The 26,766-nt window shown below is 58.4% G+C and carries 29 protein-coding genes; 19 read left to right on the forward strand and 10 right to left on the reverse strand.

The features are described from left to right. Positions 1–141: 141 nt before the first annotated feature. Together pssA and KI614_RS04890 are read left to right on the forward strand one after the other, a co-directional pair. Positions 142–894, forward strand: coding sequence for a CDP-diacylglycerol--serine O-phosphatidyltransferase (gene pssA / locus KI614_RS04885; protein WP_226408281.1), 753 nt, complete (start codon positions 142–144; stop codon positions 892–894). 16 nt (positions 895–910) lie between these two features. Beyond that, positions 911–2,452, forward strand: coding sequence for a 2-isopropylmalate synthase (locus KI614_RS04890; protein WP_226408283.1), 1,542 nt, complete (start codon positions 911–913; stop codon positions 2,450–2,452). Between the two features lie 28 nt (positions 2,453–2,480). Here the strand turns inward: KI614_RS04890 and KI614_RS04895 are convergent, their stop codons facing one another. Then, positions 2,481–2,852, reverse strand: coding sequence for a DUF2069 domain-containing protein (locus tag KI614_RS04895; RefSeq protein ID WP_226408285.1), 372 nt, complete (start codon positions 2,850–2,852; stop codon positions 2,481–2,483). Continuing rightward, the gene (gene wrbA / locus KI614_RS04900) at positions 2,849–3,445 is read right to left on the reverse strand and encodes an NAD(P)H:quinone oxidoreductase (RefSeq protein WP_226408288.1); all 597 of its coding nucleotides are present in this window, start codon (positions 3,443–3,445) and stop codon (positions 2,849–2,851) included. The genes KI614_RS04895 and wrbA overlap by 4 nt, the downstream gene beginning before the upstream one ends. Positions 3,446–3,550: 105 nt before the next feature. Here wrbA and KI614_RS04905 point away from each other — a divergent pair, with 105 nt between their 5' ends. Further along, entirely contained in the window at positions 3,551–4,300 is a 750-nt protein-coding gene (locus KI614_RS04905) for a YihY family inner membrane protein (protein ID WP_264178119.1), read from the forward strand. Here KI614_RS04905 and KI614_RS04910 read toward each other — a convergent pair. Beyond that, a complete protein-coding gene (locus KI614_RS04910) occupies positions 4,272–5,786 on the reverse strand; it encodes a hypothetical protein (RefSeq protein WP_226408289.1) in 1,515 nt (504 codons plus the stop codon). The two genes, KI614_RS04905 and KI614_RS04910, sit on opposite strands and share 29 nt — an antisense overlap. Positions 5,787–5,943: 157 nt before the next feature. On the opposite strand from KI614_RS04910, the gene rpsP reads away from it, so the two are divergent. Genes rpsP through rplS form a run of 4 tightly spaced genes read left to right on the forward strand, consistent with a single transcriptional unit; the run spans position 5,944 to position 7,891 of the window. Next, positions 5,944–6,198, forward strand: a complete 255-nt coding sequence (gene rpsP / locus KI614_RS04915) for a 30S ribosomal protein S16 (RefSeq protein ID WP_203468990.1) — start codon at positions 5,944–5,946, stop codon at positions 6,196–6,198. A gap of 12 nt (positions 6,199–6,210) precedes the next feature. Then, positions 6,211–6,723: a ribosome maturation factor RimM gene (gene rimM / locus KI614_RS04920; RefSeq protein ID WP_226408290.1), complete on the forward strand. Its 513-nt coding sequence runs from the start codon at positions 6,211–6,213 to the stop codon at positions 6,721–6,723. Then, on the forward strand, positions 6,720–7,484 hold the full coding sequence (gene trmD / locus KI614_RS04925; protein WP_226408291.1) for a tRNA (guanosine(37)-N1)-methyltransferase TrmD: 765 nt from the start codon (positions 6,720–6,722) through the stop codon (positions 7,482–7,484). Before rimM ends, trmD begins: the two co-directional genes overlap by 4 nt. 26 nt (positions 7,485–7,510) lie before the next feature. Continuing rightward, a complete protein-coding gene (gene rplS / locus KI614_RS04930; RefSeq protein WP_203468992.1) occupies positions 7,511–7,891 on the forward strand; it encodes a 50S ribosomal protein L19 in 381 nt (126 codons plus the stop codon). 51 nt (positions 7,892–7,942) lie between these two features. On the opposite strand, the gene KI614_RS04935 is transcribed toward rplS, so the two are convergent. From KI614_RS04935 to xseB, 5 genes are all read right to left on the reverse strand, one after another. Beyond that, positions 7,943–9,262 carry an IS4 family transposase gene (locus tag KI614_RS04935; RefSeq protein ID WP_226405073.1) on the reverse strand — a complete coding sequence of 440 codons (1,320 nt, stop codon included), beginning with the start codon at positions 9,260–9,262 and terminating at the stop codon, positions 7,943–7,945. 148 nt (positions 9,263–9,410) lie between these two features. Then, on the reverse strand, positions 9,411–10,208 hold the full coding sequence (gene folE2, locus KI614_RS04940; RefSeq protein ID WP_226408292.1) for a GTP cyclohydrolase FolE2: 798 nt from the start codon (positions 10,206–10,208) through the stop codon (positions 9,411–9,413). Positions 10,209–10,226: 18 nt separating this feature from the next. Continuing rightward, the gene (gene dxs / locus KI614_RS04945) at positions 10,227–12,080 is read right to left on the reverse strand and encodes a 1-deoxy-D-xylulose-5-phosphate synthase (RefSeq protein WP_226408293.1); all 1,854 of its coding nucleotides are present in this window, start codon (positions 12,078–12,080) and stop codon (positions 10,227–10,229) included. A 1-nt stretch (position 12,081) separates the two neighbouring features. Then, positions 12,082–12,975 (reverse strand): polyprenyl synthetase family protein, encoded by an 894-nt coding sequence (locus tag KI614_RS04950; protein WP_226408294.1) that lies wholly within the window; start codon positions 12,973–12,975, stop codon positions 12,082–12,084. Further along, complete coding sequence (gene xseB / locus KI614_RS04955) at positions 12,972–13,211, reverse strand: exodeoxyribonuclease VII small subunit (protein ID WP_203469002.1); 240 nt, start codon at positions 13,209–13,211, stop codon at positions 12,972–12,974. The genes KI614_RS04950 and xseB overlap by 4 nt, the downstream gene beginning before the upstream one ends. A gap of 105 nt (positions 13,212–13,316) precedes the next feature. Between xseB and KI614_RS04960 the strand changes: the two genes are divergently transcribed. The 4 genes from KI614_RS04960 to KI614_RS04975 all read left to right on the forward strand — a co-directional run bounded on the left by KI614_RS04960 (position 13,317) and on the right by KI614_RS04975 (position 16,590). Then, entirely contained in the window at positions 13,317–14,450 is a 1,134-nt protein-coding gene (locus KI614_RS04960) for an aromatic ring-hydroxylating oxygenase subunit alpha (RefSeq protein WP_226408295.1), read from the forward strand. A gap of 65 nt (positions 14,451–14,515) precedes the next feature. Then, the gene (locus KI614_RS04965; protein WP_226408296.1) at positions 14,516–15,367 is read left to right on the forward strand and encodes a DMT family transporter; all 852 of its coding nucleotides are present in this window, start codon (positions 14,516–14,518) and stop codon (positions 15,365–15,367) included. 39 nt (positions 15,368–15,406) lie between these two features. Beyond that, complete coding sequence (locus tag KI614_RS04970; protein ID WP_203469005.1) at positions 15,407–15,754, forward strand: STAS/SEC14 domain-containing protein; 348 nt, start codon at positions 15,407–15,409, stop codon at positions 15,752–15,754. After that, the gene (locus tag KI614_RS04975; RefSeq protein WP_226408297.1) at positions 15,751–16,590 is read left to right on the forward strand and encodes a sulfurtransferase; all 840 of its coding nucleotides are present in this window, start codon (positions 15,751–15,753) and stop codon (positions 16,588–16,590) included. The genes KI614_RS04970 and KI614_RS04975 overlap by 4 nt, the downstream gene beginning before the upstream one ends. A 25-nt stretch (positions 16,591–16,615) precedes the next feature. Here KI614_RS04975 and queG read toward each other — a convergent pair whose 3' ends face one another. Then, the gene (gene queG, locus KI614_RS04980) at positions 16,616–17,707 is read right to left on the reverse strand and encodes a tRNA epoxyqueuosine(34) reductase QueG (protein ID WP_226408298.1); all 1,092 of its coding nucleotides are present in this window, start codon (positions 17,705–17,707) and stop codon (positions 16,616–16,618) included. On the opposite strand from queG, the gene tsaE reads away from it, so the two are divergent. Together tsaE and KI614_RS04990 are read left to right on the forward strand one after the other, a co-directional pair. Next, positions 17,702–18,217: a tRNA (adenosine(37)-N6)-threonylcarbamoyltransferase complex ATPase subunit type 1 TsaE gene (gene tsaE / locus KI614_RS04985; protein WP_226408300.1), complete on the forward strand. Its 516-nt coding sequence runs from the start codon at positions 17,702–17,704 to the stop codon at positions 18,215–18,217. The two genes, queG and tsaE, sit on opposite strands and share 6 nt — an antisense overlap. Next, on the forward strand, positions 18,151–19,503 hold the full coding sequence (locus KI614_RS04990; protein ID WP_226408303.1) for an N-acetylmuramoyl-L-alanine amidase: 1,353 nt from the start codon (positions 18,151–18,153) through the stop codon (positions 19,501–19,503). The genes tsaE and KI614_RS04990 overlap by 67 nt, the downstream gene beginning before the upstream one ends. A 6-nt stretch (positions 19,504–19,509) precedes the next feature. Here the strand turns inward: KI614_RS04990 and KI614_RS04995 are convergent, their stop codons facing one another. Then, the gene (locus KI614_RS04995; RefSeq protein ID WP_226408305.1) at positions 19,510–20,562 is read right to left on the reverse strand and encodes a GGDEF domain-containing protein; all 1,053 of its coding nucleotides are present in this window, start codon (positions 20,560–20,562) and stop codon (positions 19,510–19,512) included. 153 nt (positions 20,563–20,715) lie between these two features. Between KI614_RS04995 and KI614_RS05000 the strand changes: the two genes are divergently transcribed. The 6 genes from KI614_RS05000 (at position 20,716) to rpsT (ending at position 26,683) form a co-directional block, all read left to right on the forward strand. Continuing rightward, positions 20,716–21,636, forward strand: a complete 921-nt coding sequence (locus tag KI614_RS05000) for a bifunctional riboflavin kinase/FAD synthetase (RefSeq protein WP_226408307.1) — start codon at positions 20,716–20,718, stop codon at positions 21,634–21,636. A gap of 9 nt (positions 21,637–21,645) precedes the next feature. Next, positions 21,646–24,444 (forward strand): isoleucine--tRNA ligase, encoded by a 2,799-nt coding sequence (ileS, locus tag KI614_RS05005; protein ID WP_226408309.1) that lies wholly within the window; start codon positions 21,646–21,648, stop codon positions 24,442–24,444. Beyond that, positions 24,437–24,922, forward strand: coding sequence for a signal peptidase II (lspA, locus tag KI614_RS05010; protein WP_226408311.1), 486 nt, complete (start codon positions 24,437–24,439; stop codon positions 24,920–24,922). The genes ileS and lspA overlap by 8 nt, the downstream gene beginning before the upstream one ends. Continuing rightward, positions 24,922–25,350, forward strand: a complete 429-nt coding sequence (locus KI614_RS05015) for an FKBP-type peptidyl-prolyl cis-trans isomerase (protein WP_226408313.1) — start codon at positions 24,922–24,924, stop codon at positions 25,348–25,350. The genes lspA and KI614_RS05015 overlap by 1 nt, the downstream gene beginning before the upstream one ends. Beyond that, the gene (gene ispH / locus KI614_RS05020) at positions 25,351–26,277 is read left to right on the forward strand and encodes a 4-hydroxy-3-methylbut-2-enyl diphosphate reductase (RefSeq protein ID WP_226408315.1); all 927 of its coding nucleotides are present in this window, start codon (positions 25,351–25,353) and stop codon (positions 26,275–26,277) included. Between the two features lie 136 nt (positions 26,278–26,413). Next, on the forward strand, positions 26,414–26,683 hold the full coding sequence (gene rpsT, locus KI614_RS05025; protein ID WP_203469014.1) for a 30S ribosomal protein S20: 270 nt from the start codon (positions 26,414–26,416) through the stop codon (positions 26,681–26,683). Positions 26,684–26,766 lie beyond the last annotated feature (83 nt).

The following is a 26,766-nucleotide window of genomic DNA, read 5'->3' on the forward strand; positions in this document are numbered from 1 at the left end:
CCGGGACAGTGCGCTTTTGCCTGACCCGGTCTTCGCTTTCGGGCGGTGTGGTTTTCCGCACCGCCCTTGTTATTTCCGGAAAGTGCCTTGGGTGATTGGGTGTATTCTTCAATTCCCCATTTGGCTGGATTTTAGTGATCAATGACCGAACTCAAGCCCCGTAAAGCCCTGTTCAATCCCGAACTCAAACGGCGCGGTATTTATGTGCTGCCCAATTTATTTACGACTGCCGCGCTCTTTGCTGGTTTCTTTGCCATCGTTCAGGCGATGCAAGGGGATTTCGAGCGTGCAGCCATGGCGATTTTCATTGCCATGGTGCTTGACGGGCTTGACGGACGGGTGGCTCGCATGACCAATACCCAGTCTGCTTTTGGTGCCGAATATGACTCTCTTTCAGATATGGTCAGCTTTGGTGCAGCGCCTGCCTTGGTCGTTTACGAGTGGGCTTTGCGTGATCTCGGCCGCCTTGGCTGGATTGCTGCCTTCATTTACTGCGCCGGTGCGGCCTTGCGTCTGGCACGCTTCAATACGACCCTTGAGGTGATGGACAAGCGCTACTTTCAAGGCTTGCCATCGCCGGCGGCTGCAGCACTGGTTGCCGGCTTGGTCTGGGTGATGATTACCACGGGTGTTGCAGGCAGCGATGTGCGTGCACTGGCGTGTGGCTTGACCATCTTTGCCGGTGTGACCATGGTGTCGAATGTCCGTTATTACAGTTTCAAGGACGTCAACCTGAAAAAGAGCGTGCCGTTTTTTGTGATTGCAGCAATTGCTCTCGGCTTCGCGCTGGTTGCCTATAGTCCTGAAATCGCCTTGTTCGGTTTCTTTGTCCTTTACGGTCTGTCTGGCTACGTGCTGGCTGCGCTGGGTTTGTTCAAGCGCAAGACTGCCTGAGTTGTCGGAGCAAAATATGAAGCAGCATCTGGTAATTTTTGATACGACCTTGCGCGACGGTGAGCAGAGCCCCGGTGCATCGATGACCAAGGAAGAGAAGCTGCGCGTTGCCCGCCAGCTTGAAAAAATGCGGGTTGATGTGATCGAGGCGGGTTTTGCTGCTGCATCGCCTGGTGATTTCGATTCCATCCATGCGATCGCCCAGGCGATCAAGGATTCAACCATCTGTTCGTTGGCACGGGCCAATGAAAACGATATTCGCCGTGCCGGTGAAGCGATCAAGCCAGCCAGTTCCAGGCGGATTCATACGTTTATCGCCACCTCGCCGATCCACATGGAAAAGAAGCTGCGCATGACGCCTGATCAGGTCGTTGAGCAGGCAGTCAAATCGATTGCCTGGGCGCGGGAATATACCGACGATGTCGAGTTCTCGGCCGAGGATGCCGGGCGTTCTGATATCGATTTCCTGTGCCGGATTTTCGATGCGGTCATCAAGGCCGGTGCCACGACGATCAATGTGCCGGATACCGTTGGCTATAACATCCCCTCGCAGTACGCTGAAACAATGCGTCAGCTGATTGAGCGGGTGCCGAATTCTGACAAGGTGATCTGGTCGGTACATTGCCATAACGATCTGGGGCTTGCCGTTTCCAACTCACTGGCTGCCGTGCTGGCCGGTGCAAGACAGGTCGAATGCACGATCAATGGTCTGGGCGAGCGAGCAGGGAATGCGGCGCTGGAAGAGATAGTCATGGCCGTGCGGACGCGCGCCGATGTGTTTCCCGTTGAGACGCGTATCGAGACAACCCAGATCGTGCCTGCGTCGAAGCTCATTTCCCAGATTACGGGTTATCCCGTGCAGCCGAACAAGGCGGTCGTCGGTGCCAATGCCTTTGCGCATGAGTCGGGTATTCACCAGGACGGCGTGCTCAAGCATCGCGAAACCTACGAGATCCTGCGTGCGCAGGATGTGGGTTGGACGCAGAACAAGCTTGTTCTTGGCAAACATTCCGGGCGCAATGCCTTCAAGAGTCGCCTGCTGGAGCTCGGGATTGAGCTTGAAGGGGATGAGGCGCTGAATGCAGCTTTTGCTCGCTTCAAGGAGTTGGCCGACCGTAAGCACGAAATCTTCGATGAGGATTTGCATGCACTGGTTTCCGATGATGTGGTCGCTCCGGAGCAAGAGCATTTTAAGTTGCTTTATTCCAAGGTCTGTTCCGAAACCGGTGAAATGCCCCACGCCAAGGTGATCGTGAGTGTCGGCGGTGTCGAGCAATCAGGTGAGGCCGATGGTGGCGGGCCGGTTGATGCGACATTCAAGGCAATCGAGGGGATTGTCGGCAGCGGTGCCGAATTGCTGCTTTATTCGGTCAATGCGATCACGACCGGGACTGATGCGCAGGGTGAGGTAACGACCCGTCTGGCCAAGGGGGGGCGTATCGTCAATGGCAATGGCGCCGATACGGATATCGTTATCGCATCGGCCCGTTCTTACCTGAATGCATTGAACAAGCTGCATTCGACGCTGGACAAGGTCAAGGCTCAGGGCGACGTCTGATCGCCCTTAGTCTCTGCCAAAGGCCGCTTCAGCTTTGCTGGGCGGCCTTTGTTTCGTCTGGGGCCGGGCGTGTCGCACGGATGTAAAGGATGGTCGATGTGAACAGGATGAGCGCCAGCACGGTCTCGCCTGCAGCCAGCCATTGTGACAGGCCGTGTTCGCTGGTTGAGCGGGTTAGTCCTTCCAGCAGGTAGAACTGGATGAATAGCGACACCCATTTGTAGGTGTAACGTTTGCCGCGCAGGATGCCGAACAGTGGTGCAAGAAGAAATACGGCCTTGAGGATCAGCCATGAGCCGCCCGGCTTGAGTGGTGTGAGCCAGGCTTCCCAGGCGAGACAAAGAAAAATCAGGGCAATCAGGCTGGTACTGGCAATGAATTGATATCGGGATGCTGTCACGGTCGACTCAGTTTTTGAACAAGAATGGCCAGGCGTTTTCCCTGGGCGAAGGCGAGGCGACTTTCTGTTTCGGAGAGTCGTGGATTGCCATCGTGGCCTGCGATATGGCTTGGGCCGTAAGGCGTTCCGCCACTTGTGGTGGATGAAAGATCGGTTTCGGTGAAGGGCAATCCCATCAGCAGCATGCCGTGATGAAGTAGTGGCAGCATCATCGAGATCAGCGTTGTTTCATTGCCCCCGTGCTGGCTGCTGCTCGAGGTGAATACACAGGCTGGTTTGCCGGCTAGGGAGCCATTTTGCCAAGCGGCAATCGTGCCGTCCCAGAAATATTTCATGGGGGCCGCCATGTTGCCGAAACGGACCGGGCTGCCCAGGGCGAGTCCGGCACATTCTTCAATGTCGCATGCTTCGACGTAAGGGGCGCCACTCTCGGGAATGGCTGTTTCACTGGCTTCGCAGACCGTTGAGACGCGCGGTACGGTACGTAGTCTGGCTTGCATGCCGGGCACCGATTCGATGCCGCAGGCAATACGTTCCGCCAGGCTGCGAACTGACCCGCGGTGGCTGTAATAGAGAACGAGGATATCTTGCATGGTGGGCTATTATACGGCCCCATGCCGACGCACTCTCGTTATCGCCGTACCAAGGCCAGGCCGGGCAAGACGGCCAGTATCTTTCAGCGTTTTCTGAATGAGAACATGCTGCAGACCAGTTCGGCACTGGCTTTTACGACGTTGATGGCGCTTGTTCCGCTGGTTACCGTCGTTTTGTCGGTGGCGGGGGCCATTCCATACTTTGATCTGTTGACCAAACGCCTTGATCTATTGATCCGTGAAACCTTGTTGCCGGCAGGTGCGGCGGGGACGATTGCCGGTAGCATCAGCAGCTTTTCGCACAAGGCGCAGCAGTTGACCGTGGCAGGCCTGGCTGTCCTCGGCGTTACGGCATTTTTGTTGATGAATACGATAGAGCGCGCCTTCAATCATCTGTGGTTGGTCGAGCCGCGTCCATTTTTGGCGCGCTTACGTCTCTATGCCTTTGTTATGGCGGTCTGGCCTTTCATCCTTGGGGCGATCGCCCTGGCGGTATCTTTTGCCGTAACCAGTTCGCTGGGCTTGTTCGATGAGCCGGCCTGGATGAGGCGTATTGCACTGAAAGGTGTTTCAGTCGCGATGCTTGGCCTGTTTTTTTCGTTTCTCTACTACGCGGTGCCGAATGCCGATGTGTCCCGTCGTGCAGCGTTTTGTGGCGGTGTTTTTGCAGCGCTCGCATTTTCTGGCATGCAGAAAATATTTGAGTTTTATCTCGGCAGTTCGGCGATGCTCAAAAACATATACGGGGCATTTGCAGCATTCCCGGTGTTTCTGATTTGGCTGCATCTTTCATGGGCCGTCGTGCTTTTTGGCGGATTGATCGCGGCTACTGTGAGTCGTCCGGCAAAACGCTGAAAACCTCAATGCTGCTGGTTTGTTCATCAATGTGGGTGGTGCGGACCTGGCGGATTTCCAGATTCGCATTTTCAATCAGGACGATGATGCTTTCAGAGTTTTCCTTGAGCGTATCGGTCGGCACAACAAGTGCCGGATAGGGGCGCAGTGGCGGCGTCTCGGGCAGCATGAGTGCTGCAATTTTTCCGGCGTCGGGGGTTTTGGGAAGGAAGATTTCCGCTGCAATTGCGCTGGATGCGAGTAGTTGCAGACCCAGTTCAATGTGCTCGGGATTCTCTGATATGGCCCAGCGAATAATGCATATCCGCCAAGCCTGGTTGTTGTCGGGGGCTTCATCCTGGGACTGCAGGGCAATAATGTCGCCAACCCTGAGGTTTTCAGTGTCGCCGGCGATATGCATCAACGCATAGCCTTCCGGGCTTTCGTTGGTGACCATCCATTCGCTGTGTTCGATTGCGCTGGCCGGAGCTTTGCTCAGCAACCAGAGTTGTGCCAGACCTGAGCACAGGTTTGCACGGTAGGATTGGCGGCGGCGCGGGAAGCGTCGTTTTGCCGGTTGGCCCCACAGGTGATGCAGACGGAGCAGAACGCCGCGTCCGGCATGATTGTCGGCAAAAGCAGGAATGCCCAGTTCGGCTGCTGTGCGTCCCTTGTTGAGTTCTTTGCGCCGGGCGAGTGCGTGTTCTGCGATGGCTCTGCAGGAAAAGTACAGGGCCTGGGTTTCGGCGCCCGGTGAGCGGCGAATCAGCGCATGCGCAGGAATATCCTTGTCGAGATCAATCCAGAAGACACTTTCGCTGTCTTCAGGGGGGAGGTCTGATAGCGTTGGAAGTTTGTCGATTTGATCGATGTACTGGGCAATGAACTCGAGTTCGGCCGAGCAAAACGATGCTGGTTGGGCAATGGCTGCCAGCAGGATTGAAAGATAGATTCGCTCGATTGACTGGGCGCTGGATGTTTCCGGTGTGTTGGCCAGTCCAAGGCGGCGAGCCGTGCCGTAAGCTGCGTGCAGTTGTTGCCACAAACCCAGGCAACTCGGCGCGGCAACCAGGTGATTGACCTTTATTTGCCATGCAATGCAATGCATGACGCGGCGTAGCGAGGTTTGTGGCGAGCGTGATGGTGCGCTGCTCAGTGGGTCGAACAGTTCGGAGAGCGTGTTGAAATAATCCTGGGTGAGCATTTCAAGAAGCTCAAGGATGAGTCGAACACGCAAACGAAGTCGCCGGGAAATCGGCAATGACACTTCGTGCAATAGCGGCAATTCTGCACAGACAATGCGCTCGGCCTGGGCGTAAAGCAGGTCAAGCAATTTTGTCCGCTGAGAGTTGGGAACTGGGGTTTCACGCAGCAGGAGCAGTTGGCGCAGTAGTTGATCGATGTATTCAGGGCCGTGGTGGCCGTGCGCCAGCGCAAGCCATTCAAGAATGCTCTTGATGTTGGCTTCAGCGGTGACGGGCAAGGATTTTTCCAGTGTGCTGTTCATTGTGCGCTGCAGAATAGCAAAAAAACCTCGCTTTGCCTTTGATCAGGCGCCAGGCGGCGTAATTTTTCCGATGCGCGGACAGTATTCTAAGTGGCTTGTTTTTCCTTGATAAAGCGCTATAATCTCGGGTCTTTTTTCAAGCAACGAAAGAATTACCATGGTTGTTATCCGTCTTGCCCGTGGCGGCGCCAAGAAGCGTCCCTTCTACAACATGGTCGTGACCGACTCCCGTAACCGCCGTGATGGCCGTTTCGTCGAGCGCATCGGTTTCTACAACCCTGTTGCCTCCGGTAATGCAGAGTCCCTGCGTATTGCCGTTGATCGTCTGTCCTACTGGCAGCAAAACGGCGCCCAGCTGTCGCCGACCGTTGCCCGTCTGGTCAAGCAACACGCTGCCCAGCAGGCTGCTTAAGTCGTATCCGCTTTGACCAGCAGCGAGATCGTTGTCCTGGGGCGGCTTGCCGACCCCTACGGAATTCGCGGCTGGCTCAAGCTGCATGCCTTTGGCGATGACCCGCTGGACTGGGCTGAAATGCCTGTCTGGTGGATCTGCAGGGAAGGTGAGCCGTGGCGCGAATGCAGGCTGAAAGGCCTCAAAGTCCACGGCCATGGCTTGGTTGTGCTGCTCGATGGTGTCGATGATCGTACAGCCGCTGAATCCATGAAAGGTGTTCTGGTTGGTGCGACGAAAGATGCACTGCCGGTTCCCGAAGAGGGTGAGTATTACTGGGACGATCTGATCGGCCTGGAAGTGGTGAATAGTGCTGGTGAAAAGCTCGGTAAAGTTGCCGGGCTGATCGAAACCGGCGCCAATGACGTTCTGCGCGTTGTCGGTGATGACGAGGTAGAGCGTCTTTTGCCGTTCGTTTCCGCGGTGGTTCTAGCCGTTGAAAAAGAGGCAGGGATTGTTCGGGTGGAGTGGGGCATCGACTGGTGATCCGGTTTGATTGCATCACGCTGTTTCCGGAGATGTTTGCTGCCGTGACGCAGTGCGGTATTACCCGTCGGGCGCTTGAAGAGCAGCGCTGGGTGTGGCAGGGCTGGAATCCTCGTGATTTTGCCGAAAATGCCTGGCGACGGGTGGATGATCGTCCCTTTGGTGGCGGGCCTGGCATGGTGATGCAGCCTGGGCCGCTGGAAAAAGCGATCATGGCTGCAAAAGCGCAGCAGCAGGAGGCTGGACTGGCGAAAAGTAGGGTCATTTACCTCTCGCCGCAAGGTGCTCCGCTGACTCATGAGCGGGTAATGCAGCTGGCGCAGGGCGGGGAAGGGGTGATTCTTCTCTGCGGCCGCTATGAAGGAATTGACGAGCGTCTGATCGAGCGTTGCGTTGATGAAGAAATTTCGATCGGAGATTTTGTGCTTTCCGGTGGCGAGTTGCCGGCGATGGCCTTGATTGATGCCGTTGTCCGCCAGTTGCCGGGAGTGCTGGGTGATGCCGCTTCGGCGGTCGAAGATTCGTTTGTCGGTGGTTTGCTTGACTGTCCGCACTACACCCGCCCCGAGGTCTATGAGGGTGAGGCGGTGCCGGAGGTCTTGCTGTCAGGTGACCACAAAAAAATTCGTCGCTGGCGACTCAAGCAGTCGTTGGCGCGGACCCGGAAGCGCCGGCCGGATTTGCTGGCGCACCGCAGCTTGTCTGCGGAAGAAACGCAACTACTCACGGAAATTTCCGGAGAGGAGCAATGCGGTGAGTAAGTGTTTATAAAATTTAAGGATCTCACATGAACCTGATTCAACAACTCGAGCAAGAAGAAATCGCCCGTCTGGGCAAGACCATTCCTGAATTTGCGCCAGGCGACACCGTCGTCGTGCAAGTCAAGGTCAAGGAAGGTAACCGCGAGCGTCTGCAGGCTTACGAAGGCGTTGTTATCGCCAAGCGTAACCGCGGTCTGAACTCCGGTTTCACCGTCCGCAAGATTTCTTCTGGTGAAGGCGTCGAGCGTACTTTCCAGACCTATTCCCCGCTGGTTGCTTCGATCGAAGTCAAGCGTCGTGGTGATGTGCGTCGTGCCAAGCTGTACTACCTCCGTGAGCGTTCGGGCAAGTCTGCACGTATCAAGGAAAAGCTGGTTCGCAAGGAAAAGCCGGTCGCAGCTGCTTAATCAGCAGTTTGAGATTGCAAAAAAGGGCGCTTCGGCGCTAATGCAGTTCAGTTAAGGCTCTTTTAGGTGACGAACGGCGTAACGAGCCGGTCTGGCTTTGACGACACGGGGGCATTTTCGCCCCCGTCGTTTTTCCACGATAGCCATCTGCAACTGCAAACGCAGGCGCGCCAGATGGGACGGCAGTTTCCCCGGACTCATTCCCGCCGCCCAGATCAGTTCGTGCTGGATGATGTGCAGTGCGCGCAGGAAGCTCAGATCGGTCGGAGCGACGCGCGCTTCAGTGGCCGCCTTGGCGATTTCAAGTCTGATCAGGTTGTAGGCAATTAAGGCCCCCCAGATTTCCTGATTGACCCCTTCGGGCAAACGCGAGCGCAAGGTCAGCGCTTCGCCCAGCATCGATTGCTTGAGCTCGCGGTAGCTGGTTTCAATTTCCCAGCGCCGGCGATAGCAGTCCGCCAGATCCTGCGCTTTGATGCGGCGGCGATCGAACAATGAGGTCAGCAGTACCCGGCTTTGACCATTGGCCGACTCGACTCGAATGGCACGGGCCTCCCAGGCCTCGGGCAGATCAGGGACCTTGACGCGCGCTTGAGGAGATATACGCAAACGAACCCGACAATCCTCGGGCGTTCCCGACAGGACTTCGTATTGCGTGTTGGACTTGGCGGGGATCAGGTAATGCCGCTCGGTGCCCGCAGCACTCAAGCCCAACAATATTTCCGCAGAAACAAAGCCCTTGTCGAAGACGGTCAGGGAATGGTCCTCGATCCGACCGATCAGCGCCTTGGCGTAAAGCATTTCGTTCTGGCCGTATTGGCCAAACTCGATGGCCGAGACCAGATGGGTGGGCAGTGCCGTCAGGCTGACGGCACGCACCTGAGGATAGGAGGCCACTTTGCCGCTGGCGTAGCGTTGGGCACCAAAGAATTCGCGGTTCTCGGGGCTGTCCGGCACCCGAAAGGTGGTGCCATCGACCGCCCATAGCGAAAGTCCCTTCCACTGATTCGCGACCTTCTCCTGTGCGCACCAGGCTTGGGCCGTTTGCTCGAACAACCATTGCAGCGGGGCTTGGCCAAGGCGAGCCCGCGCCTGCGTGATCGCACTCTTGCAGACCGCCTCGATTCGGGTGTCGGGCAAGGCCAGATCCAGGGTGCTGAGTACTTCTTCCATCGACTGGCGACGAAACAACGCCAGGGCGATCACCAGCCAGACCACTTGCTCCGCCGGCAAACGACGGCGGCGAACACTCGCCACCCCATGCGCGCTGAGCGCCTGCTCAATCCACTCATACGGCAAATGAGCCGCCAGACGATCGAATCCGATCGTCGGCATGACATCTGTCGTAATGGAGAGCTGGCTGGACAACATCGTTCGCCACGTTAACCATTCGGCGAACTGTCCACAAGCCCCAAAATGAAAAATGCCGCTCACCTAAGTGAACGGCATTAGCGCTTCGGCGCCCTTTTTCCTTGCCCGGATTTGTTCAAATCCGGGTGGTTGACCGCGGTAACCCGCTTTAAGCGGCCGTTTTGTCCTTCTCGATCAGGGCGTAAGCCGAGTGGTTGTGGATCGATTCGAAGTTTTCCGACTCGACGACGTAGGCATCGACCCGGGCTTCTGCATTGAGGCGTGCCGCTACGTCGCGCACCATGTCTTCGACGAATTTCGGATTGTCGTAGGCGCGTTCGGTGACATATTTCTCATCCGGGCGCTTGAGCAGGCCGTAAAGCTCGCAGGAGGCTTCCTGTTCGACCAGTTGGGCGATTTCCTCAATCCACATGAAGTCGTTGGTCCGGGCTGTTACGGTGACGTGCGAGCGCTGGTTGTGGGCGCCGTACTCGGAGATTTTCTTGGAGCAGGGGCACAGGCTGGTGACCGGTACAACAACCTTGACCGAGGTGCTGACCTTGCCGTGGCAGATATCGCCGATAAAGGTGACATCGTAGTCCATCAGGCTCTGCACGCCGGAAACCGGGGCAGTCTTGTTGATGAAGAACGGGAAGTTCATTTCGATGTGGCCGGTTTCGGCTTCGAGCTTGACCACCATGTCGCTGAGCATGGCCGGGAAGTTCTCGACCGAGATCTCGCGCTCGTGGCTGTTCAGAATCTCGACGAAGCGCGACATGTGGGTGCCCTTGAAGTTGTGCGGCAGCCCGACGTACATATTGAAGACGGCAATGGTGTGCTGGATGCCGGAAGATTTGTCCTGGACCTTGACCGGGTGGCGAATCGACTTGATGCCGACCTTGTTGATTGCGATCTGGCGCGTATCGGCAGAGTTTTGAACGTCAGGAATCGGGGTGGGGGTTGTCATAAGCTGTTCTTCGTTGATTTATTGTGTTGAGGTGCGGGCTTGGATGGCGCGCACAATGCCATTTTTGTCGAGGCCCAGTTCGGCCAGCAGTTGTCCTTGCTCGCCATGATCGATGAAGCGATCTGGCAGACCGAGTTGCAGGAAAGGTATCCGGATGCCCCGTTCGGCGAGGGCGCGTTCGATTTCCGAGCCTGCGCCACCGATGACCGAGTTCTCTTCGATACTGACAAGCAGCGAATGGTTCCCGGCAAGTTCGACAATCAGGTCGATGTCGAGCGGCTTGATGAAGCGCATGTTGGCCACGGTGGCATCCAGCTCTTCGCCGGCAGCGAGCGCGGTCGGGACCATGCTGCCGAAGGCGAGCAGGGCGATATCCTTGCCCTGGCGGCGGATTTCACCTTTGCCAAGGGGGAGTGTCTCAAGGCCGTTTCCGGGCGTGGCGCCCGTGCCGCCGCCGCGCGGGTAGCGCACCATGCTTGGGCAATCAAGGCTGTAGGCAGTCGACAGCATCTGGCGACATTCGTTTTCGTCGGCCGGCGCCATGACGACCATGTTCGGGATGCAGGTGACAAACGACAGGTCGAAGGTGCCGTGGTGGGTCGGGCCATCGGCACCGACCAGGCCGCCGCGGTCGACCGCGAAAATGACCGGTAAATTCTGCAGGGCGACATCGTGGATCAGTTGATCGTAAGCGCGTTGCAAAAAGGTTGAATAAATTGCCACGACCGGCTTCAGGCCTTCGCAGGCGAGACCGGCCGCGAAGGTGACAGCGTGTTGCTCGGCGATGCCGACATCGTAGTAGCGATCCGGGAATTCGCTGGAGAAGCGCAGCAGGCCGGAGCCTTCACGCATCGCCGGGGTGATGCCGATCAGGCGCGAATCGGCCTTGGCCTGATCGCACAGCCAGTCGCCGAAAACCTGGGTATAGGTCAGCTTGCCAGCCTTGCCGGCCTTGATGCCTTCATCCGGTGCGAACTTGGCGACGCCGTGATAGAGGATGGGGTCGGCTTCGGCCAGCTTGTAGCCCTGGCCCTTCTTGGTGATGACGTGGAGGAACTTCGGGCCTTTGAGGTCGCGCAGGTTTTCCAGCGTCGGGATCAGCGCATCGAGATCGTGGCCGTCGATCGGGCCGTAGTAATGGAAACCGAATTCCTCGAACAGCGTACCAGGGGCGATCATGCCCTTGACGTGCTCCTCGGCGCGGCGCGCCAGTTCGAGCAGCGGCGGCGCAAAGCCGAGCATGTGGCGACCGGCCGAGCGGGCGACATTGAAGGTCTTGCCCGACATCAGGCGAGTCAGGATGTTGTTCAGTGCGCCGACCGGCGGCGAGATCGACATTTCGTTGTCGTTGAGGATGACCAGCATGTCGGTATCGCCGACGCCGGCATTGTTCATCGCCTCGAAGACCATGCCGGCGGTCATTGCGCCGTCACCGATAATGGCCACCGCCTTGCGATCCTCGCCTTTCAGCTTGGCAGCCAGCGCCATGCCCAGTGCGGCGGAGATCGAGGTCGATGAATGGCCAACGCCGAAGGTATCGTAGGGGCTTTCGCTGCGCTTCGGGAAGCCCGAGACGCCGTGGTGCATGCGCAGCGTGCTCATGCCGGCGCGGCGCCCGGTCAGTACCTTGTGGGCGTAGCACTGGTGGCCAACGTCCCAGACCAGCCGGTCTTCGGGGGTGTTGAACACGGTATGCAGCGCAATCGTCAATTCGATGGTGCCGAGGTTGGACGACAGGTGGCCGCCGGTCTGCGAGACCGAGTCGATCAGGAAGGCGCGCAGTTCGGTTGCCAGTTGCGGCAATTGCTTGCGGTCCAGGCGGCGCAGGTCGGCCGGGCTGTCGATGCTTTCAAGCAGGGAGAAGGCGGTCATTTCAGAATTGCCGATGGCAGATGAAGTCGGCGAGCTGGGTCAGCCGGCCGGCGCGTTCGCCGAAAATGGACAGTGCTTCCAGTGCATCGTTGCGCAGTTCGTCGGCGTATTGGCGGGCGGCGTCGAGGCCGAGCAGGCTGACGTAGGTCGGCTTGTCGGCCGCTTCGTCCTTGCCGGCCGTCTTGCCGAGCGTAGCGGTGCTCGCCGTGCAGTCGAGAATGTCGTCGACCACCTGGAAGAGCAGGCCGGCGCGCTTGGCAAAGCGGTCGAGGTTGCTCCGTTCGTCGGCCGAAAGTGGCTGCCCGGCGAGGGCGCCGAGCAATACGGCGGCGCGGATCAGGGCGCCGGTCTTGAGCGCGTGCATCAATTCGAGTTCAGGCTGGTTCAATGCCTTGCCGACCGAGCCGAGATCAATCGCCTGGCCGCCGGCCATGCCGCGTGAGCCGCTGGCGTGGGCCAGCAGGTTGATCATTTCGAGTTGCTGGCGGGCGTCGCCGAGCGGCTGGCTGGCGAGCAGTTCGAAGGCCAGCGTCTGCAGGCTGTCGCCGACCAGCAGGGCGGTCGGTTCGTCGAATTCGACGTGGCAGGTCGGTCGACCGCGACGAAGTACATCGTCGTCCATGCACGGCAGGTCGTCATGGACCAGCGAATAGGCGTGGATCAGTTCGACGGCGCAGGCCACGGTATCGAGTTGTTCAGGCTGGGCGCCGCTCAGTTCGCCGGCTGCGAAAGCGAGCAGCGGACGGACGCGCTTGCCGCCGCCGAGCGTGGCGTAGCGCATCGCTTCATGCAGGCGGGCGGGAATGCTCTCGGCGCCGGGCAGGTGTCGGGCCAGGGCGGTTTCGACGCGGGCCTGGGTGGCTGCCATCCATTCGGCAAACGGGCTTGGGTTCATGGTGCTTCCAGCGTGTCGCGGTCAACGTCCTTGAACTCGCCATTTTCAAGGATGCGGATCTGTTCGTCGGCGTCGTTCAGTTGTGTCTGGCAGTGCTTCATCAGCGCCATGCCGCGGCGATAGGCGGCGATGGAGGCTTCAAGTTCGAGCTTGCCGCCTTCCATGCTGGAAACGATGTTTTCGAGCTCACTGAGGGCAGTCTCGAATTTCATGCCGGCGATGGGGGATTGATCCATGTCAACGGGGTTCAGGGAAACACGCGAAAATACTCCATCTGGGGGCTTCTGGTCAAATTGATGGAAGGGTAAAATCCTGTTTTTTCAACCCGCTGGAGGCGTGGAATGTCCGACGTGGCCACCTTGTCCCGTTTGGCCCCAGCAGTTTCCCAACTGCCGGTCGATTGGTATTTCGATGAAAAGATTTTTGAGCTGGAGAAAAAGCTCATCTTCGATGCCGGGCCGGGTTACGTCGGTCACCAGCTGATGGTGCCGGAAGCGGGCAATTATCGTTCGCTCGAATGGAAAGATCACGGCCAGATGCTGCTCAACGGCGGCAACGAGGGGCCGAATGCCGGCAACTGGCAGATGTCGAACGTCTGCCGGCATCGCCAGGCGATCATGCTGCAGGGCTCCGGCACGTTGAGCGGGCCGATTGTCTGTCCGATCCATCGCTGGACTTACGATACCGGCGGTCAACTGATCGGGGCGCCGCATTTCCCCCAGAACCCCTGTCTCAACCTGAACAAGGCGAAGCTGGAAAACTGGAACGGGCTGCTCTTCAAAGGCCCGCGTTCGGCCAATGCCGACCTGGCCGGCATGAAGGTTGCGCCGGAACTCGATTTCACCGGCTACAAGCTCGACCACGTCGAGATGCACGAGTGCAATTACAACTGGAAGACCTTCATCGAGGTCTATCTGGAGGATTACCACGTTGCGCCGTATCACCCGGGGCTGGGTAATTTCGTCACCTGCGACGACCTGACCTGGCAATTCGGCGACTGGTATTCGGTGCAGCGTGTCGGGATTACTTCGTTGCAGAAATCCGGCTCCAAGGCCTACGAGCGCTGGCAGAAGGCGGTCCGTGACATCTACGGTGCCGAAGGCAAGACGCCGGAACATGGGGCCATCTGGCTGACCTATTTTCCGAACATCATGGTCGAGTGGTATCCGCACGTGCTGGTCGTGTCGACGCTGATCCCGCAAGGTGTTAACAAGACGCTGAACGTCGTCGAGTTCTATTACCCGGAAGAAATCGTCGATTTCGAGCGCGATTTTATCGAAGCCGAACGCGCCGCCTATATGGAAACGGCGATCGAGGACGACGATATCGGCGAACGCATGGATCGTGGCCGCTACGCGCTGATGAAGGAAGGGCGCAGCGAGGTCGGGCCGTACCAGAGCCCGATGGAAGACGGCATGCAGCACTTCCATGAGTTCTATCGGCGGATCATGCAGTCAGCCATCGAAACGCGCTGAACGTCGCGGTCGACACAGGCATCGGGGTAGAATCCGATGCCTTTTTTATTTGAGTCTATTCACGCATGCAATCCCTCTGGATGCTGGTCGCCAGCCTGCTGTTCGCCTGTATGGGGGTGTGTGTCAAATTTGCCGCTGAAACGCATTCGGCGGTTGAAATCACCTTTTACCGCAGCTTCATCTCGCTCATCCTGATGTTCGGGCTGGTCCGCCTGCAGCGTGTTCCGCTCGCCACGCCGCACTGGCGCTGGCAGATCAGCCGCGGCATCGTTGGGTTCAGCGCGCTGTTTGCTTATTTCTACGCGATTACCCTGTTGCCGCTGGCGACCGCTGTGACGCTGAACTACACCTCGGCCATTTTCCTGGCGCTTTACCTGGCACTGGCCGGCATGAAGATGCGCCTTGGTATTCTCGGGGCGCTGGCGGTCGGCTTGGTGGGTGTCGTGCTGCTGCTCAAGCCGACGCTCAATGCCGATCAACTGGTCGGTGGCCTGATCGGGCTGGCTTCCGGCGTGGTGGCCGGGATGGCTTATTTCAGTGTGCGCGAGCTTGGCGCACGTGGCGAGCCGGAAACGCGTACCGTTTTCTATTTTTCCCTGGTGTCGTCGATTTGCGCCGGCATCTGGCTGTATTTCAGCAGCCTGCACGCTGTCGACCTGCGTAGCGGCCTGCTTTTGCTTGGTGTTGCCAGTTTTGCCACGGTGGCGCAGTTGGCCATGACGCGCGCCTACACGCGTGGCAAGACCTTGATGTCCGCCGCGCTGGCCTACAGCACGGTGATTTTTTCCAGTCTGTTCGGTGCAGTTTTCTGGGGCGAGGTGATGGATGCGTCGGCCTGGTTCGCCATCGGACTGATTATCCTGTCGGGCATTGCGGCAACGCATTTTTCCCGCGCCAGCCCGGTGGAACAGGATTAAACGGCGTTAAACTGAGACAAACAACAAGGGAGTCTGATCATGATCGTTATCGACCACCAACCCAGCCGCGTCAGCGTTTCCGTCTTCGGTGAATTCACTTTGGCCGATTACAAGGAATTCGAAGAGCTCGTCAATTACAAAGTCAAGTTCGAAGGTCCGGTCGACCTTTCCTTCGACCTGAGCCAGATGGCTGACCTGACCATCGATGTGGCACTGGAAGAGATCAAGTTTTCGCGCGCCCATGCCAACGATTTCAAGCGCGTAGCCGTTGTCACCGACAGTCAGTGGGTTACCTGGAGCGCCTGGTTGTCGCAGACTTTCGTCAATGCCGATGTCGAAGTCTTCGCCAATGTCGATGAGGCCAAGGCCTGGCTCGACGCTGAATGAGCTACACCGCGCTGGTTGATGCCGCGACGCTGGCGGCGCATCTCGATGATCCGGCGTGGTTGATCGTCGATGTCCGTCATCAGTTGGCTGATACCGGTTACGGTGAGCGCTCGTACGTCGAGTCGCATATCCCCGGCGCAGTCTTTCTGCACTGCGACCGTGATTTATCGGGGCCGATGACCGGTATTAACGGTCGTCATCCGCTGCCGGCTGTTGATGCCCTGGTTCGGCGGCTGGGTGAGATTGGGATCGATGCTGCCACGCAGGTGGTGGTTTATGACGATGCACAGGGCATGATTGCCGGTCGCTTGTGGTGGTTGTTGCGCTGGTTGGGGCATGACCGTGTGGCTTTGCTCGATGGTGGTTTGCAATCCTGGTTGGCGGCAGGCAGGGCGATGGATGCGGAGCGCCCGGTTTTGCGGCCGAAGCATTTTGTGCGTGGCGAAGGTTTGCCACCGGTTGATGCGCAATATGTATCGGCCGGCCTTGAGGCGGCGCAGATCTGCCTGGTCGATGCGCGCAGCCCTGATCGCTTTCGCGGTGAAAACGAGACGATGGATCCGGTCGGTGGGCACATCCCTGGCGCGGTCAACCGCTTTTTCCGGGACAATTTGCAGGCTGATGGGCGCTACAAGCCGGCGGCTGAATTGCGTACCGAGTGGTTGGCCATGCTGGATGGCGTGGTGCCGGAGCAGGTGGTGCATCAGTGTGGCTCCGGCGTTTCTGCCTGCCATAATTTGCTGGCCATGGAGGTTGCCGGGCTGACCGCTTCCCGGCTCTATGCCGGCTCATGGAGTGAATGGTGTGCCGACCCAGCACGCCCGGTGGCTCGCTGACTGATTTTCGTGGCCGGGAATTTCTTCACTCGGCCGTCGTCGGGTTAATGCTGGCTTGGCCCGGTTGTGGCCTGTTTTTCAGCTTGGTCAGCGCCCATTCAATGTGTTCCCTGACCAGCGGCGAGGCGTCATCCTGTCGTCTTTTCAAGGCATTCAGGGCGTCGACCGTGGCAGGGCCGTTGCCCAGTGCGACGGCGATATTGCGCAACCAGCGTTCATGGCCGATGCGGCGAATCGGGTTGCCGGCCAGACGGTCGTTGAACTGGCTTTCAGTCCAGGCGAACAGTTCGATCAGGCTGGCCGAATCGAGTCGGTGGCGCGGCTGGAATTCGCTGTCGCCGAGTTGGGCGAAGCGATTCCATGGGCAGCAGGTCTGGCAGTCGTCGCAACCATAGATCCGGTTGCCGATCAAATCACGGAACTCGGCCGGGATGGCGCCGGGCAGTTCGATGGTCAGGTACGAAATGCAGCGGCGGGCATCCACTTTGTAGGGCGCAATGATGGCCTGTGTCGGGCAGGCGTCGAGGCAGGCGTTGCAACTGCCGCAATGATCCTTGATCGGCTCGTCGGGCGGCAGCGGCAGGTCGCAGTAGATTTCCCCCAGAAAGCGCCAGGAGCCCTGCTTCGAAAGCAGCAAAGTGTGCTTGCCGCGCCAGCCGATGCCGGCCTGGGTTGCAAAGTGGACTTCCATGACCGGAGCCGAGTCCGAAAAGACGCGGTAGCCGAAAGGGCCGGCAAGCGTCGCAATGGCGTCGGCCATTTTTTGCAGCCGGCTGCGCACGACCTTGTGATAGTCGCGGCCTTGGGCGTAACGCGAAATGGCGGCCTGTTGCGGATCGTCGGCCATTTTGTCGTGTGGCAGGTAGTCGACCGCGACAGAGACAACTGTCAGGGTTCCCGGCTGGAGTGCGGCCGGATCAGCGCGCAAATCGGCATGGCGAGCCATATAATTCATCTCGCCGTGACAGCCGGCAGCTAGCCAGGCGCGCAGGTGCTCGCTGGCCTGGCTGACTTCGGCGCGGGCCACGCCGACAACGGCAAAGCCCAGTTTTTCTCCGGCCTGACGGATTTTTTCCTTGAGTGCCGCGTAATCGATTTTGGAGTCCTGATCGTGCATAGCCCCGATGTTACCGCTGTTTTCCAATTGCCCGACGAACCTGCGACCCAGCGATTGGGCGAATGTCTTGCCCCTCTGCTGAGTGGCGGGCGGGTTGTTTTTCTTGAAGGCGATCTTGGGGCCGGTAAAACAACCTTGGCCCGCTCGCTGATCCGCGCGCTTGGCCACGCGGGGCCGGTCAAAAGCCCGACCTATTCTCTGGTTGAAGTTTACGTAATTTCGAGCTTATACTTATATCACTTTGATTTTTATCGTTTCGAGTCACCCGAGGAGTTTCTCGATGCGGGCTTTAGTGAATACTTTAATGAAAATGCAGTCTGCCTGGTTGAGTGGCCGGAGCGTGCTGAAGGCTGCGTTCCGTCGCCAGACCTGCGGCTGCGCCTTCATCATGCAGGTTTCGGGCGTGTCCTCGAAGCCGTGGCAGATACACCGGAAGGGGCGCAATGTATAAAGGCGCTCACCTCAGCCTGGGGCGACGACAACTCCTCCGTTATGCCGGCGCCTCGCTGATTCTCTCGGTTTCGCCGCTGGCGGGTGCCGCGGCCAAACTGCCCTCGGTGCTGGCGGTGCGAATCTGGCCGGCTGCCGATTACACGCGCGTTACCCTGGAACACGACGGCCCGCTCAAGTACACCCATTTCACGGTGGAAAATCCGGATCGTCTGGTGGTCGATATCGAAGGGGTCGAGTTCAATAGCGTGCTGGATAGCCTGGCGCGCAAGGTGGCTACCGACGATCCCTATATCAAGCTGTTGCGTGCCGGCCGCTTCAAGCCCGGTGTGGTGCGTCTGGTCATGGAACTCAAAACCCGCGTCAATCCGCAGGTTTTTGAAGTCAAGCCGGTTGGCGAATATGGTCACCGACTGGTGCTTGATGTCTATCCGCTGAACCCGCCCGATCCCTTGATGGCCCTGCTCGAGGGGCGCAAGGATGCGGTCGAGCCGCTGAAGATGGATCAGGATTTCCGGACAGCAGAGAAACCAGCCGAAGATTTGTCGAAGCGTGCAGAGCGCACTGAAAAAGTGCCGGAAGCTCCCGAGGTGCATACCACCAAGAAACCAGGCAAGCCGATTGTCGATCGCTTGGTGACGATCACCCTGGATCCCGGTCATGGTGGCGAAGACCCCGGTGCCGTCGGCAAGGGTGGGTCTTACGAGAAAAACGTTACGCTCGAAGTGGCCAAGCGCCTCAAGGCACGGATCGATGCCGAGCCGAACATGCGTGCCGTACTGACGCGCGATTCCGACTTCTTTGTGCCGTTGCAGATGCGGGTGCAGAAGGCTCGCCGTGTGCAGTCAGACCTGTTCCTGTCGATTCATGCCGATGCCTGGATCAAGCCGGATGCGCGAGGCTCGTCGGTTTTTGTGCTGTCCGAAAAGGGGGCGTCGAGCACGCAGGCCCGCTTGTTGGCCCAGCGCGAAAACGAGGCGGATCTGGTCGGTGGTGTCAATCTCGGTGCGAAGGATCTCTTTCTGGCGCGGACGTTGCTCGACTTGTCGCAAACGGCAACGATCAACGACAGCATGAAACTTGGCAAATACTTGCTGGGCGAATTGGGAACAATCAATACCCTGCACAAGAACAATGTTGAACAGGCCGGTTTTGCCGTTCTCAAAGCCCCCGATATTCCGTCTGCGCTGATTGAGACGGCCTTTATTTCGAATCCCGAGGAAGAGCGTCGGCTGAATGACGATGCTTATCAGGAAAAGTTGGCCGAGGCGATTGTCAGGGGTATTCGACAGTATTTCATCAAGCATCCCCCCGGGCCAAAATCGAAGCTGGCCTCGTTGGGTTGAGCGCGCTCAAAACAACTCGACTTCACCCTTGTTGAGATCCCTGGCTGTCAGTTGGCCGCCAGAAATGAGTGCTTCGTAGCTTTCGATCCGGTTACGCCCGTGTTGCTTGGCGTAATAAAGCGCCTCGTCGGCGCGATCGATCACATCGGTTGGCGTGTCATTGGGCAGCAGTTGGCTGAAGCCGATGCTGACGGTGACATGACCGACGCGGCTGAATCGCTGGGCTTCGACATCCTGCCTGAAACGCTCCAGCGTGCTGATGGCAGATTCCATGCTGGCCGGTTGGAGCAAGGCAATAAACTCTTCGCCACCAAAACGAAAGAGTTGGTCGTCGAAGCGAAAGGATTGGCGCATGACTTGCGCGATCATGATCAGTACTTCGTCGCCGATCAGGTGGCCGAAGTTGTCATTGACCTGCTTGAAATGATCGATGTCGCAAACCGCCAGCCAGTGGCAACTGTCGGTCGAATTCTTGCGACGAAGCGGTTCGTCGCTGTGTGTTCCGAGGAAGCGGGTTTCGTCGCTGTCGGCCTGTCCGAGCAGTTCGAACAGGTGCTTGTCGAATGTCTTGCGACTCAAAAGGCCGGTCAGCGTATCTGCTTCACCGTAGTCGAGCAGTGCAATGTGGTTACCGAAATACTCGATCAAGCCCATCAGGCTGATGCGTTGGTCGGCGGGGAAGTCATCCGAGAGGACCAAGTCCACCATATATAACGGGTGGTCTTGGCTCATTACCGGGAAAACCAGGCGGTGATCACCGTTGTGCTGCGTTTCCATGACGACCGACATTTCCCGGGCGCAGCGGGCCAGCAGGGGGTTGTTGCTGATCGGTTGGCAGTAGTGGCGATCGGGAAGGTAGGCGTTGCGGACAAAGCGGCCTTCGGGCGATACCCCGGCGCAGGCAAAGACAACCATTTTCCGTTTTGTCATGTAGCAACGGTGGATGGTCAGGCGGCGGGGGGAAAACAGCTTAAGCAGCGCGTCGACCATGGCAGCATTGATCTCGGTGCGATCTCTGCGTGCTGAAATTTTAACAATATGGCCGATAAGTTGAAGCATGACGCTTTGTGTGCTGCTTGCCTTGAGTGCGGTGAAGGATTATAGCCAAATGTTTATGACATTTCGGCCTGAATGGTTGAAATTTAATGAGTTTCCGGACCCCCGCTATTTGACGTAGACCGTTATAATCCAACGTTTTTCGCTAGCAATTCCATGCGCGTCTTTCGCGGCTACTCGCGTCCCGTTCCTGATCCAGTTGTTCTCGCCATTGGCAATTTCGATGGCGTGCACTTGGGGCATGCTGCGCTCATGGAGCAACTGCTCGCTGCGGCTGGGAAATTTCAGGTCCAGCCGGCGGTGCTGACTTTCGAGCCGCACCCGCGTGAGTTTTTTGCGCCGCAGTCGGCGCCCGCCCGTTTGACCACGCTCCGTGAAAAGCTTGAATTGCTGGCCGACGCCGGTGTGCAACAGGTCATGGTGTGCCCCTTCAACGCTGCTTTTGCGGCGTTGTCGGCAGATCAGTTCATCGAACAGGTTCTGGTTGGCGCGCTTCGGGTCAAGCACCTGATCATTGGCGACGATTTCCGTTTCGGGCGCGGCAGGGTTGGCGATTTCTCGCTGCTCCAGGCTGCTGGCCTGCATTACGGCTTTACCGTCGAGTCGATGCAGAGTGTCATGGTCGACGGTGAGCGCGTGTCCAGTTCCGGTGTGCGGCGTGCGCTGGCCGATGGGGATATGGCGCACGCAGCCCGCCTGCTTGGTCGTCCTTATATCATTGATGGCCAGGTGGCTCATGGTGACAAGATTGGTCGCCAGCTCGGTTTTGCAACCGCCAATATTCGCATTCGCCACAATCCCTTACCGATGACCGGCGTGTTTGCCGTTCAGGTGAGCGGTCTGGGTGAGGCTCCGTTATGCGGGGTTGCCAATCTGGGCATCCGCCCTACGGTGGGCGGAACGCGTCCTTTGCTGGAAGTGCATTTGTTTGATTTTGACCGTGATATCTACGGTACGCATATTTCCGTTCGTTTTGTGCACAAGTTGCGCAACGAACAACGTTTTCCCAATTTTGACGCCCTGAAGGCACAGATTGCGGCAGATGCCGCAGCAGCCCGGGCGTTTTTCAAGCTGTGAGCATGCAAAATGGCTGATTACAAAGATACCCTGAACCTGCCGGATACGGCTTTCCCGATGCGTGGCGATCTGCCCAAGCGGGAGCCGCAATGGGTTGCCCTGTGGCAGGAAAAGAAGCTTTATCAGCGCATTCGCGAGATCAGCGCCGGTCGGCCGCGTTTCGTGCTGCACGATGGTCCGCCTTATGCCAATGGCGATATTCACATCGGTCATGCGGTCAACAAGGTTTTGAAGGACATTATCGTTCGCTCGAAAACCTTGTCCGGCTTTGATGCCCCTTACGTGCCGGGCTGGGACTGTCACGGCCTGCCGATCGAACATCAGATTGAAAAGCTGCATGGCAAGGCCATTCCGGCCGACAAGGTTCGCGAATTGTCGCGTGCCTATGCGGCCGAGCAGGTCGAGCGCCAGAAAAAGGATTTCATCCGCCTTGGTGTGCTGGGTGACTGGGGTAATCCTTACCTGACGATGAATTACGCAGCCGAAGCCGGTGAAATCCGTGCGCTCGGCAAGATTCTCGAGCAAGGCTATTTGTATCAGGGCCTGAAGCCGGTGAACTGGTGTCTGGACTGTGGTTCGGCGCTGGCCGAGGCAGAAGTCGAGTACGAAGACAAGACTTCGCCGGCGATCGATGTGGCTTTCGAAGTGCATGCCAATCATGCCGAAAAGCTGGCCAAGGCTTTTGGCCTGACGCATTTGCGCGGCCCGGCTTTTGCCGTGATCTGGACGACAACGCCGTGGACGCTGCCGGCCAACGAAGCGGTCAGCGTGCATCCGGAATTGACCTACGACCTGATCGAAACCGAAAAGGGCGCGCTGATCCTGGTGCGTGAACTGGCTGAGTCGGCGCTCAAGCGCTATGCGCTGGAAGGTACGACGGTTGCCTCGACGACCGGCGACAAGCTCGACCAGATTCTGCTCAAGCATCCGTTCCAGGAACGCGACGTGGCGATCATCTGCGGTACGCACGTGACGACCGAGGCCGGTACCGGCCTGGTGCATACGGCGCCGGCGCATGGTGTGGACGACTACAACATCGGCCGGAAATATGGCCTGCCGGTGAACAACCCGGTCGGTAACGACGGCAAGTTCCTCGGCAACACGCCGGCGCTGTCGGTTGGTGCGTTGGCCGGTCTGACCGTCTGGCAAGCCAATCCGCTGGTCCTGCAGGAACTCGAATTGCGCGGTCGACTGCTCAAACAAGAGAAAATCCAGCACAGCTACCCGCACTGCTGGCGCCACAAGACGCCGATCATTTTCCGCGCCACGACGCAGTGGTTCATCGGCATGGAAAACCGCAAGAGCGAATCCGAGCCGACGCTGCGCTGGATTGCCGAGCGCGCCGTTGATGAAACCCAGTTCTTCCCAGCCTGGGGCCGTGCCCGCCTCGAAGGCATGATGAAGACCCGTCCGGACTGGTGCGTCTCGCGCCAGCGTAACTGGGGCGTGCCGATCCCGTTCTTCCTGCACAAGGAAACCGGCTTGCCGCATCCGCGTACGGCTGAACTGGTCGAACAGGTCGCGCTGCGCGTCGAGCAGGCTGGCATCGAAGCCTGGTTCAGTCTCGATCCGGCCGAGTTGCTCGGCGCCGAGGCTGATCAGTACAACAAGATGAAGGATACGCTGGACGTCTGGTTCGACTCCGGCACGACGCACTGGCATGTGCTGCGCGGCACGCATGCCGCCGATCTGGGTTACGTCGCCGATCTCTATCTTGAAGGTTCGGACCAGCATCGCGGCTGGTTCCAGTCCTCGCTGCTCTCCGGTTGTGCAATTGATGGCCGCGCGCCGTACAAGGCGCTGCTGACCCACGGTTTCGTGGTCGATGGCAAGGGCCACAAAATGTCCAAATCGAAGGGCAACGTCATTGCGCCGCAGCAGGTTTCCGACAAGATGGGTGCTGACATCCTGCGTTTGTGGACGGCGTCGACCGATTACTCCGGCGAACTGACCATTTCCGATGAAATCCTCAAGCGCGTTGTCGAAGGCTACCGCCGCATCCGCAATACGCTGCGTTTCCTGCTGGCCAATGTGTCCGACTTCGATCCGGCGGCCGACATGCTGCCGGTCGGTGAGTGGCTGGAAATCGATCGCTATGCGCTGGCCCTGACCCGTCAGTTGCAGGATGCTTGCCGCGCCGATTACGACCGCTACGAGTTCCATCGTGTCGTCCAGGCCCTGCAAACCTTCTGTTCGGAAGACCTTGGCGGCTTCTATCTCGACATTCTCAAGGATCGACTGTACACGACGGCACCCAAGTCGCAGGCTCGTCGCTCGGCGCAATCTGCGCTGTGGCACATCACCCAGAGTTTCGTCCGTCTGCTGGCGCCGATTACCGCCTTTACGGCTGAAGAGGTCTGGCAGGTGCTGGGTGGTGAGGCTGACGACTCCGTGATGTTCCAGCTCTGGCATGACTTGCCGAAGCCGGAAGGCGAGGCCGGTTTGCTGGCCAAGTGGGCCTTGGTTCGCACGGCCCGGGCCGATGTCACCAAGGCGCTGGAAGCGCAGCGCGAAGCTGGCAAGATCGGTTCGGCACTTCAGGCTGCGGTTGAAATTCATTGTGCCGGCGAAAAATTCGAAGCGTTGTCCGCTTTGGGCGACGATCTGAAATTTGTCTTTATTTGCTCGTCGACCGCGGTGGTCCAGGCTGAGGCCGAACAAGTGCTGGCAACACCGCTGGCGCATGCCAAGTGCGAGCGCTGCTGGCACGTCCGCGAGGATGTCGGTGCCGATGTCGAGCATCCCGGCTTGTGCGGGCGTTGCGTCAGCAACCTGAACGGCGAGGGCGAGGTGCGTCGCAGTGCCTGATGTCAAGCGCTGGTATGCCTTGGCGATACTGGTGGTCATCCTTGATCAGTTGAGCAAGTGGGTCGTGCTGGACAGCATCCAGTTCGGCCAGACGATCTACGTCGCGCCGTTCTGGAACTGGGTGCTGACCTGGAATCCGGGGGCGGCATTCAGCTTTCTGGCGGATCAGCCGGGTTGGCAGCGCTGGTTTTTTACCGTGCTGGCGCTCGGCGTATCCGGCTGGATCGCTTTGGAGCTCCGCAAGCATCCAGAACTCAAATTGCTTTCGCTGGCTTTGGCTCTGGTGATGGGCGGCGCGCTGGGCAATGTGATTGATCGCGTTCGTTTTGGTGCGGTCGTCGATTTCATTCAATGGCACGTTGCCGGCTATTACTGGCCGGCCTTCAACGTTGCCGATTCGGCCATCACGGTCGGGGCCATTTTGCTGGTGGTCGAGCAGTTGACCGCAGCAGCCAAGAAAACCGGGGAAAACACCTGATGACTACCGTTCGTTCCGATAGCTTCCTGACGCTGCACTACCGCATTACCACGCTTGAGGGTGAGGAGTTCCTGTCTACTTTCGACATGAGCCCGGCGACCCTGCAGATGGGTAGCGGCCAGTTGGCAGAAAATCTGGAGTCCGTCCTTGTCGGACTGCCGGCGCATGAGCGCTTTGTTTTCCAACTGGAGCCGAATGAGGCTTTCGGCCAGCATAATCCGCGTCTGGTCGAGCGCATTGCGCGGGCCGGTCTGCCGGCCGGAATGGAACTCAAGGAGAATTCCGTCGTCGAATTCACCGCCCCTAACGGCGGCACGTTTGCGGGCTTCCTGCGTGAGCTGGATGCAACGCATGGTTTGTTCGACTTCAATCACCCGATGGCTGGAAAAACGATCCGCTTCGAGGTGGAAATTATCGGAATCATGTAAATGCAGGTCATTCTTGCCAATCCCCGTGGCTTCTGTGCTGGTGTCGAGCGGGCCATTGCCATTGTCGAACGGGCGCTTCAGAAATTTGGTGCGCCGATCTATGTGCGGCATGAAGTCGTGCATAACAAGTTCGTCTGCGATGACTTGCGCGCCAAAGGCGCCGTATTCATCGAGGAGCTCAATGAAGTGCCGTCCGGCAGCACGGTGATTTTCAGTGCCCATGGTGTTTCAAAGGCCGTGCGCGACGAGGCTGAAACGCGCGGGCTCAAAGTGTTTGATGCAACGTGTCCTTTGGTCACCAAGGTGCACGTCGAGGTCGGCAAGATGCGCCACCAGGCCCGCGAGGTGGTCATGATCGGCCACAAGGGGCATCCCGAAGTCGAGGGAACCATGGGGCAGAGCAAGGATGGTATGTATCTGGTGGAAACGGCGGACGATGTCCGTCGTCTCAAGGTCAATTCACCGGAGCAGCTTTCCTTTGTGACCCAGACGACCCTGTCGGTTGATGATGCCTCGGTTGTGATTGATGCCCTCAGGGCTCAGTTCCCGGAGGTTCAGGGGCCGAAAAAGGATGATATTTGTTACGCGACGCAAAATCGTCAGGATGCCGTCAAGGCGCTGACCGAGCAGTGTGACATGCTGATCGTTGTCGGCAGTCCGAACAGCTCCAATTCCCGTCGTCTCAAGGAAGTCGCACTGGCTCGTGGGGTTGATGCCTACCTGGTCGATGGGCCGGAGGAAATTTCGGCCGATTGGCTGCTCGGCAAATCACGGGTTGGCGTGACCGCAGGCGCTTCCGCCCCGGAAATTCTCGTCGAACGCGTGGTAGACCGCGTCAAGCTGCTGACCGGGGCCTCTGTTGAGCAATTGGCGGGTGTCGAGGAGGGGGTGTCGTTCCCCTTGCCGAAGGAATTGCTTGCTGGTTGAGGGAGGGCGGTTTTCTCGTCCGGGATGGATTGGCATCACTTCAATGCGAACATCCAGCTGTGATTTTTTGCTTGATTGTCGATCCGGTTTTACTCTATAATCCTCGTTTTACTTTTCACCGTCTTTCGGAAACTTTATGGCCAATAGCGCACAAGCCCGCAAGCGCGCCCGTCAAGCTGACAAGCAGCGCTCCCACAACGCCAGCCTGCGTTCGACCCTGCGTACCGCGATCAAGCGTGTTCGTCAGGCAATCGAAGCCGGTGACAAGGCCGCCGCTCAGGGTGTCTTCCAGACCTCCGTCGCCGTGCTTGATCGCATCGCTGACAAGAAAATCATCCACAAGAACAAGGCTTCTCGTACCAAGAGCCGCCTGTCTGCACAGATCAAGGCACTTGCTGCAGCCTGATCCTGCTGGTGGTTGAAATAAAAATGGCACCTTCGGGTGCCTTTTTTGTTTCTGGTGTTTTAACGTTGGATTTGCCGGATCTT

The organism is Dechloromonas denitrificans, assembly GCF_020510665.1.
Lineage (GTDB): Bacteria > Pseudomonadota > Gammaproteobacteria > Burkholderiales > Rhodocyclaceae > Azonexus > Azonexus denitrificans_B.

Coding starts and splice junctions, on each gene's coding strand:
- pssA (WP_226408281.1), top strand. CDS start 142: ATGACCGAACTCAAGCCCCGTAAAGCCCTGTTCAATCCCGAACTCAAA.
- KI614_RS04890 (WP_226408283.1), top strand. CDS start 911: ATGAAGCAGCATCTGGTAATTTTTGATACGACCTTGCGCGACGGTGAG.
- wrbA (WP_226408288.1), bottom strand. CDS start 3,445: ATGCAAGATATCCTCGTTCTCTATTACAGCCACCGCGGGTCAGTTCGC.
- KI614_RS04905 (WP_264178119.1), top strand. CDS start 3,551: ATGCTGCAGACCAGTTCGGCACTGGCTTTTACGACGTTGATGGCGCTT.
- KI614_RS04910 (WP_226408289.1), bottom strand. CDS start 5,786: ATGAACAGCACACTGGAAAAATCCTTGCCCGTCACCGCTGAAGCCAAC.
- rpsP (WP_203468990.1), top strand. CDS start 5,944: ATGGTTGTTATCCGTCTTGCCCGTGGCGGCGCCAAGAAGCGTCCCTTC.
- rplS (WP_203468992.1), top strand. CDS start 7,511: ATGAACCTGATTCAACAACTCGAGCAAGAAGAAATCGCCCGTCTGGGC.
- KI614_RS04935 (WP_226405073.1), bottom strand. CDS start 9,262: ATGTTGTCCAGCCAGCTCTCCATTACGACAGATGTCATGCCGACGATC.
- folE2 (WP_226408292.1), bottom strand. CDS start 10,208: ATGACAACCCCCACCCCGATTCCTGACGTTCAAAACTCTGCCGATACG.
- dxs (WP_226408293.1), bottom strand. CDS start 12,080: ATGACCGCCTTCTCCCTGCTTGAAAGCATCGACAGCCCGGCCGACCTG.
- KI614_RS04950 (WP_226408294.1), bottom strand. CDS start 12,975: ATGAACCCAAGCCCGTTTGCCGAATGGATGGCAGCCACCCAGGCCCGC.
- xseB (WP_203469002.1), bottom strand. CDS start 13,211: ATGGATCAATCCCCCATCGCCGGCATGAAATTCGAGACTGCCCTCAGT.
- KI614_RS04960 (WP_226408295.1), top strand. CDS start 13,317: ATGTCCGACGTGGCCACCTTGTCCCGTTTGGCCCCAGCAGTTTCCCAA.
- KI614_RS04965 (WP_226408296.1), top strand. CDS start 14,516: ATGCAATCCCTCTGGATGCTGGTCGCCAGCCTGCTGTTCGCCTGTATG.
- KI614_RS04970 (WP_203469005.1), top strand. CDS start 15,407: ATGATCGTTATCGACCACCAACCCAGCCGCGTCAGCGTTTCCGTCTTC.
- KI614_RS04975 (WP_226408297.1), top strand. CDS start 15,751: ATGAGCTACACCGCGCTGGTTGATGCCGCGACGCTGGCGGCGCATCTC.
- queG (WP_226408298.1), bottom strand. CDS start 17,707: ATGCACGATCAGGACTCCAAAATCGATTACGCGGCACTCAAGGAAAAA.
- KI614_RS04990 (WP_226408303.1), top strand. CDS start 18,151: ATGTATAAAGGCGCTCACCTCAGCCTGGGGCGACGACAACTCCTCCGT.
- KI614_RS04995 (WP_226408305.1), bottom strand. CDS start 20,562: ATGCTTCAACTTATCGGCCATATTGTTAAAATTTCAGCACGCAGAGAT.
- KI614_RS05000 (WP_226408307.1), top strand. CDS start 20,716: ATGCGCGTCTTTCGCGGCTACTCGCGTCCCGTTCCTGATCCAGTTGTT.
- ileS (WP_226408309.1), top strand. CDS start 21,646: ATGGCTGATTACAAAGATACCCTGAACCTGCCGGATACGGCTTTCCCG.
- KI614_RS05015 (WP_226408313.1), top strand. CDS start 24,922: ATGACTACCGTTCGTTCCGATAGCTTCCTGACGCTGCACTACCGCATT.
- ispH (WP_226408315.1), top strand. CDS start 25,351: ATGCAGGTCATTCTTGCCAATCCCCGTGGCTTCTGTGCTGGTGTCGAG.
- rpsT (WP_203469014.1), top strand. CDS start 26,414: ATGGCCAATAGCGCACAAGCCCGCAAGCGCGCCCGTCAAGCTGACAAG.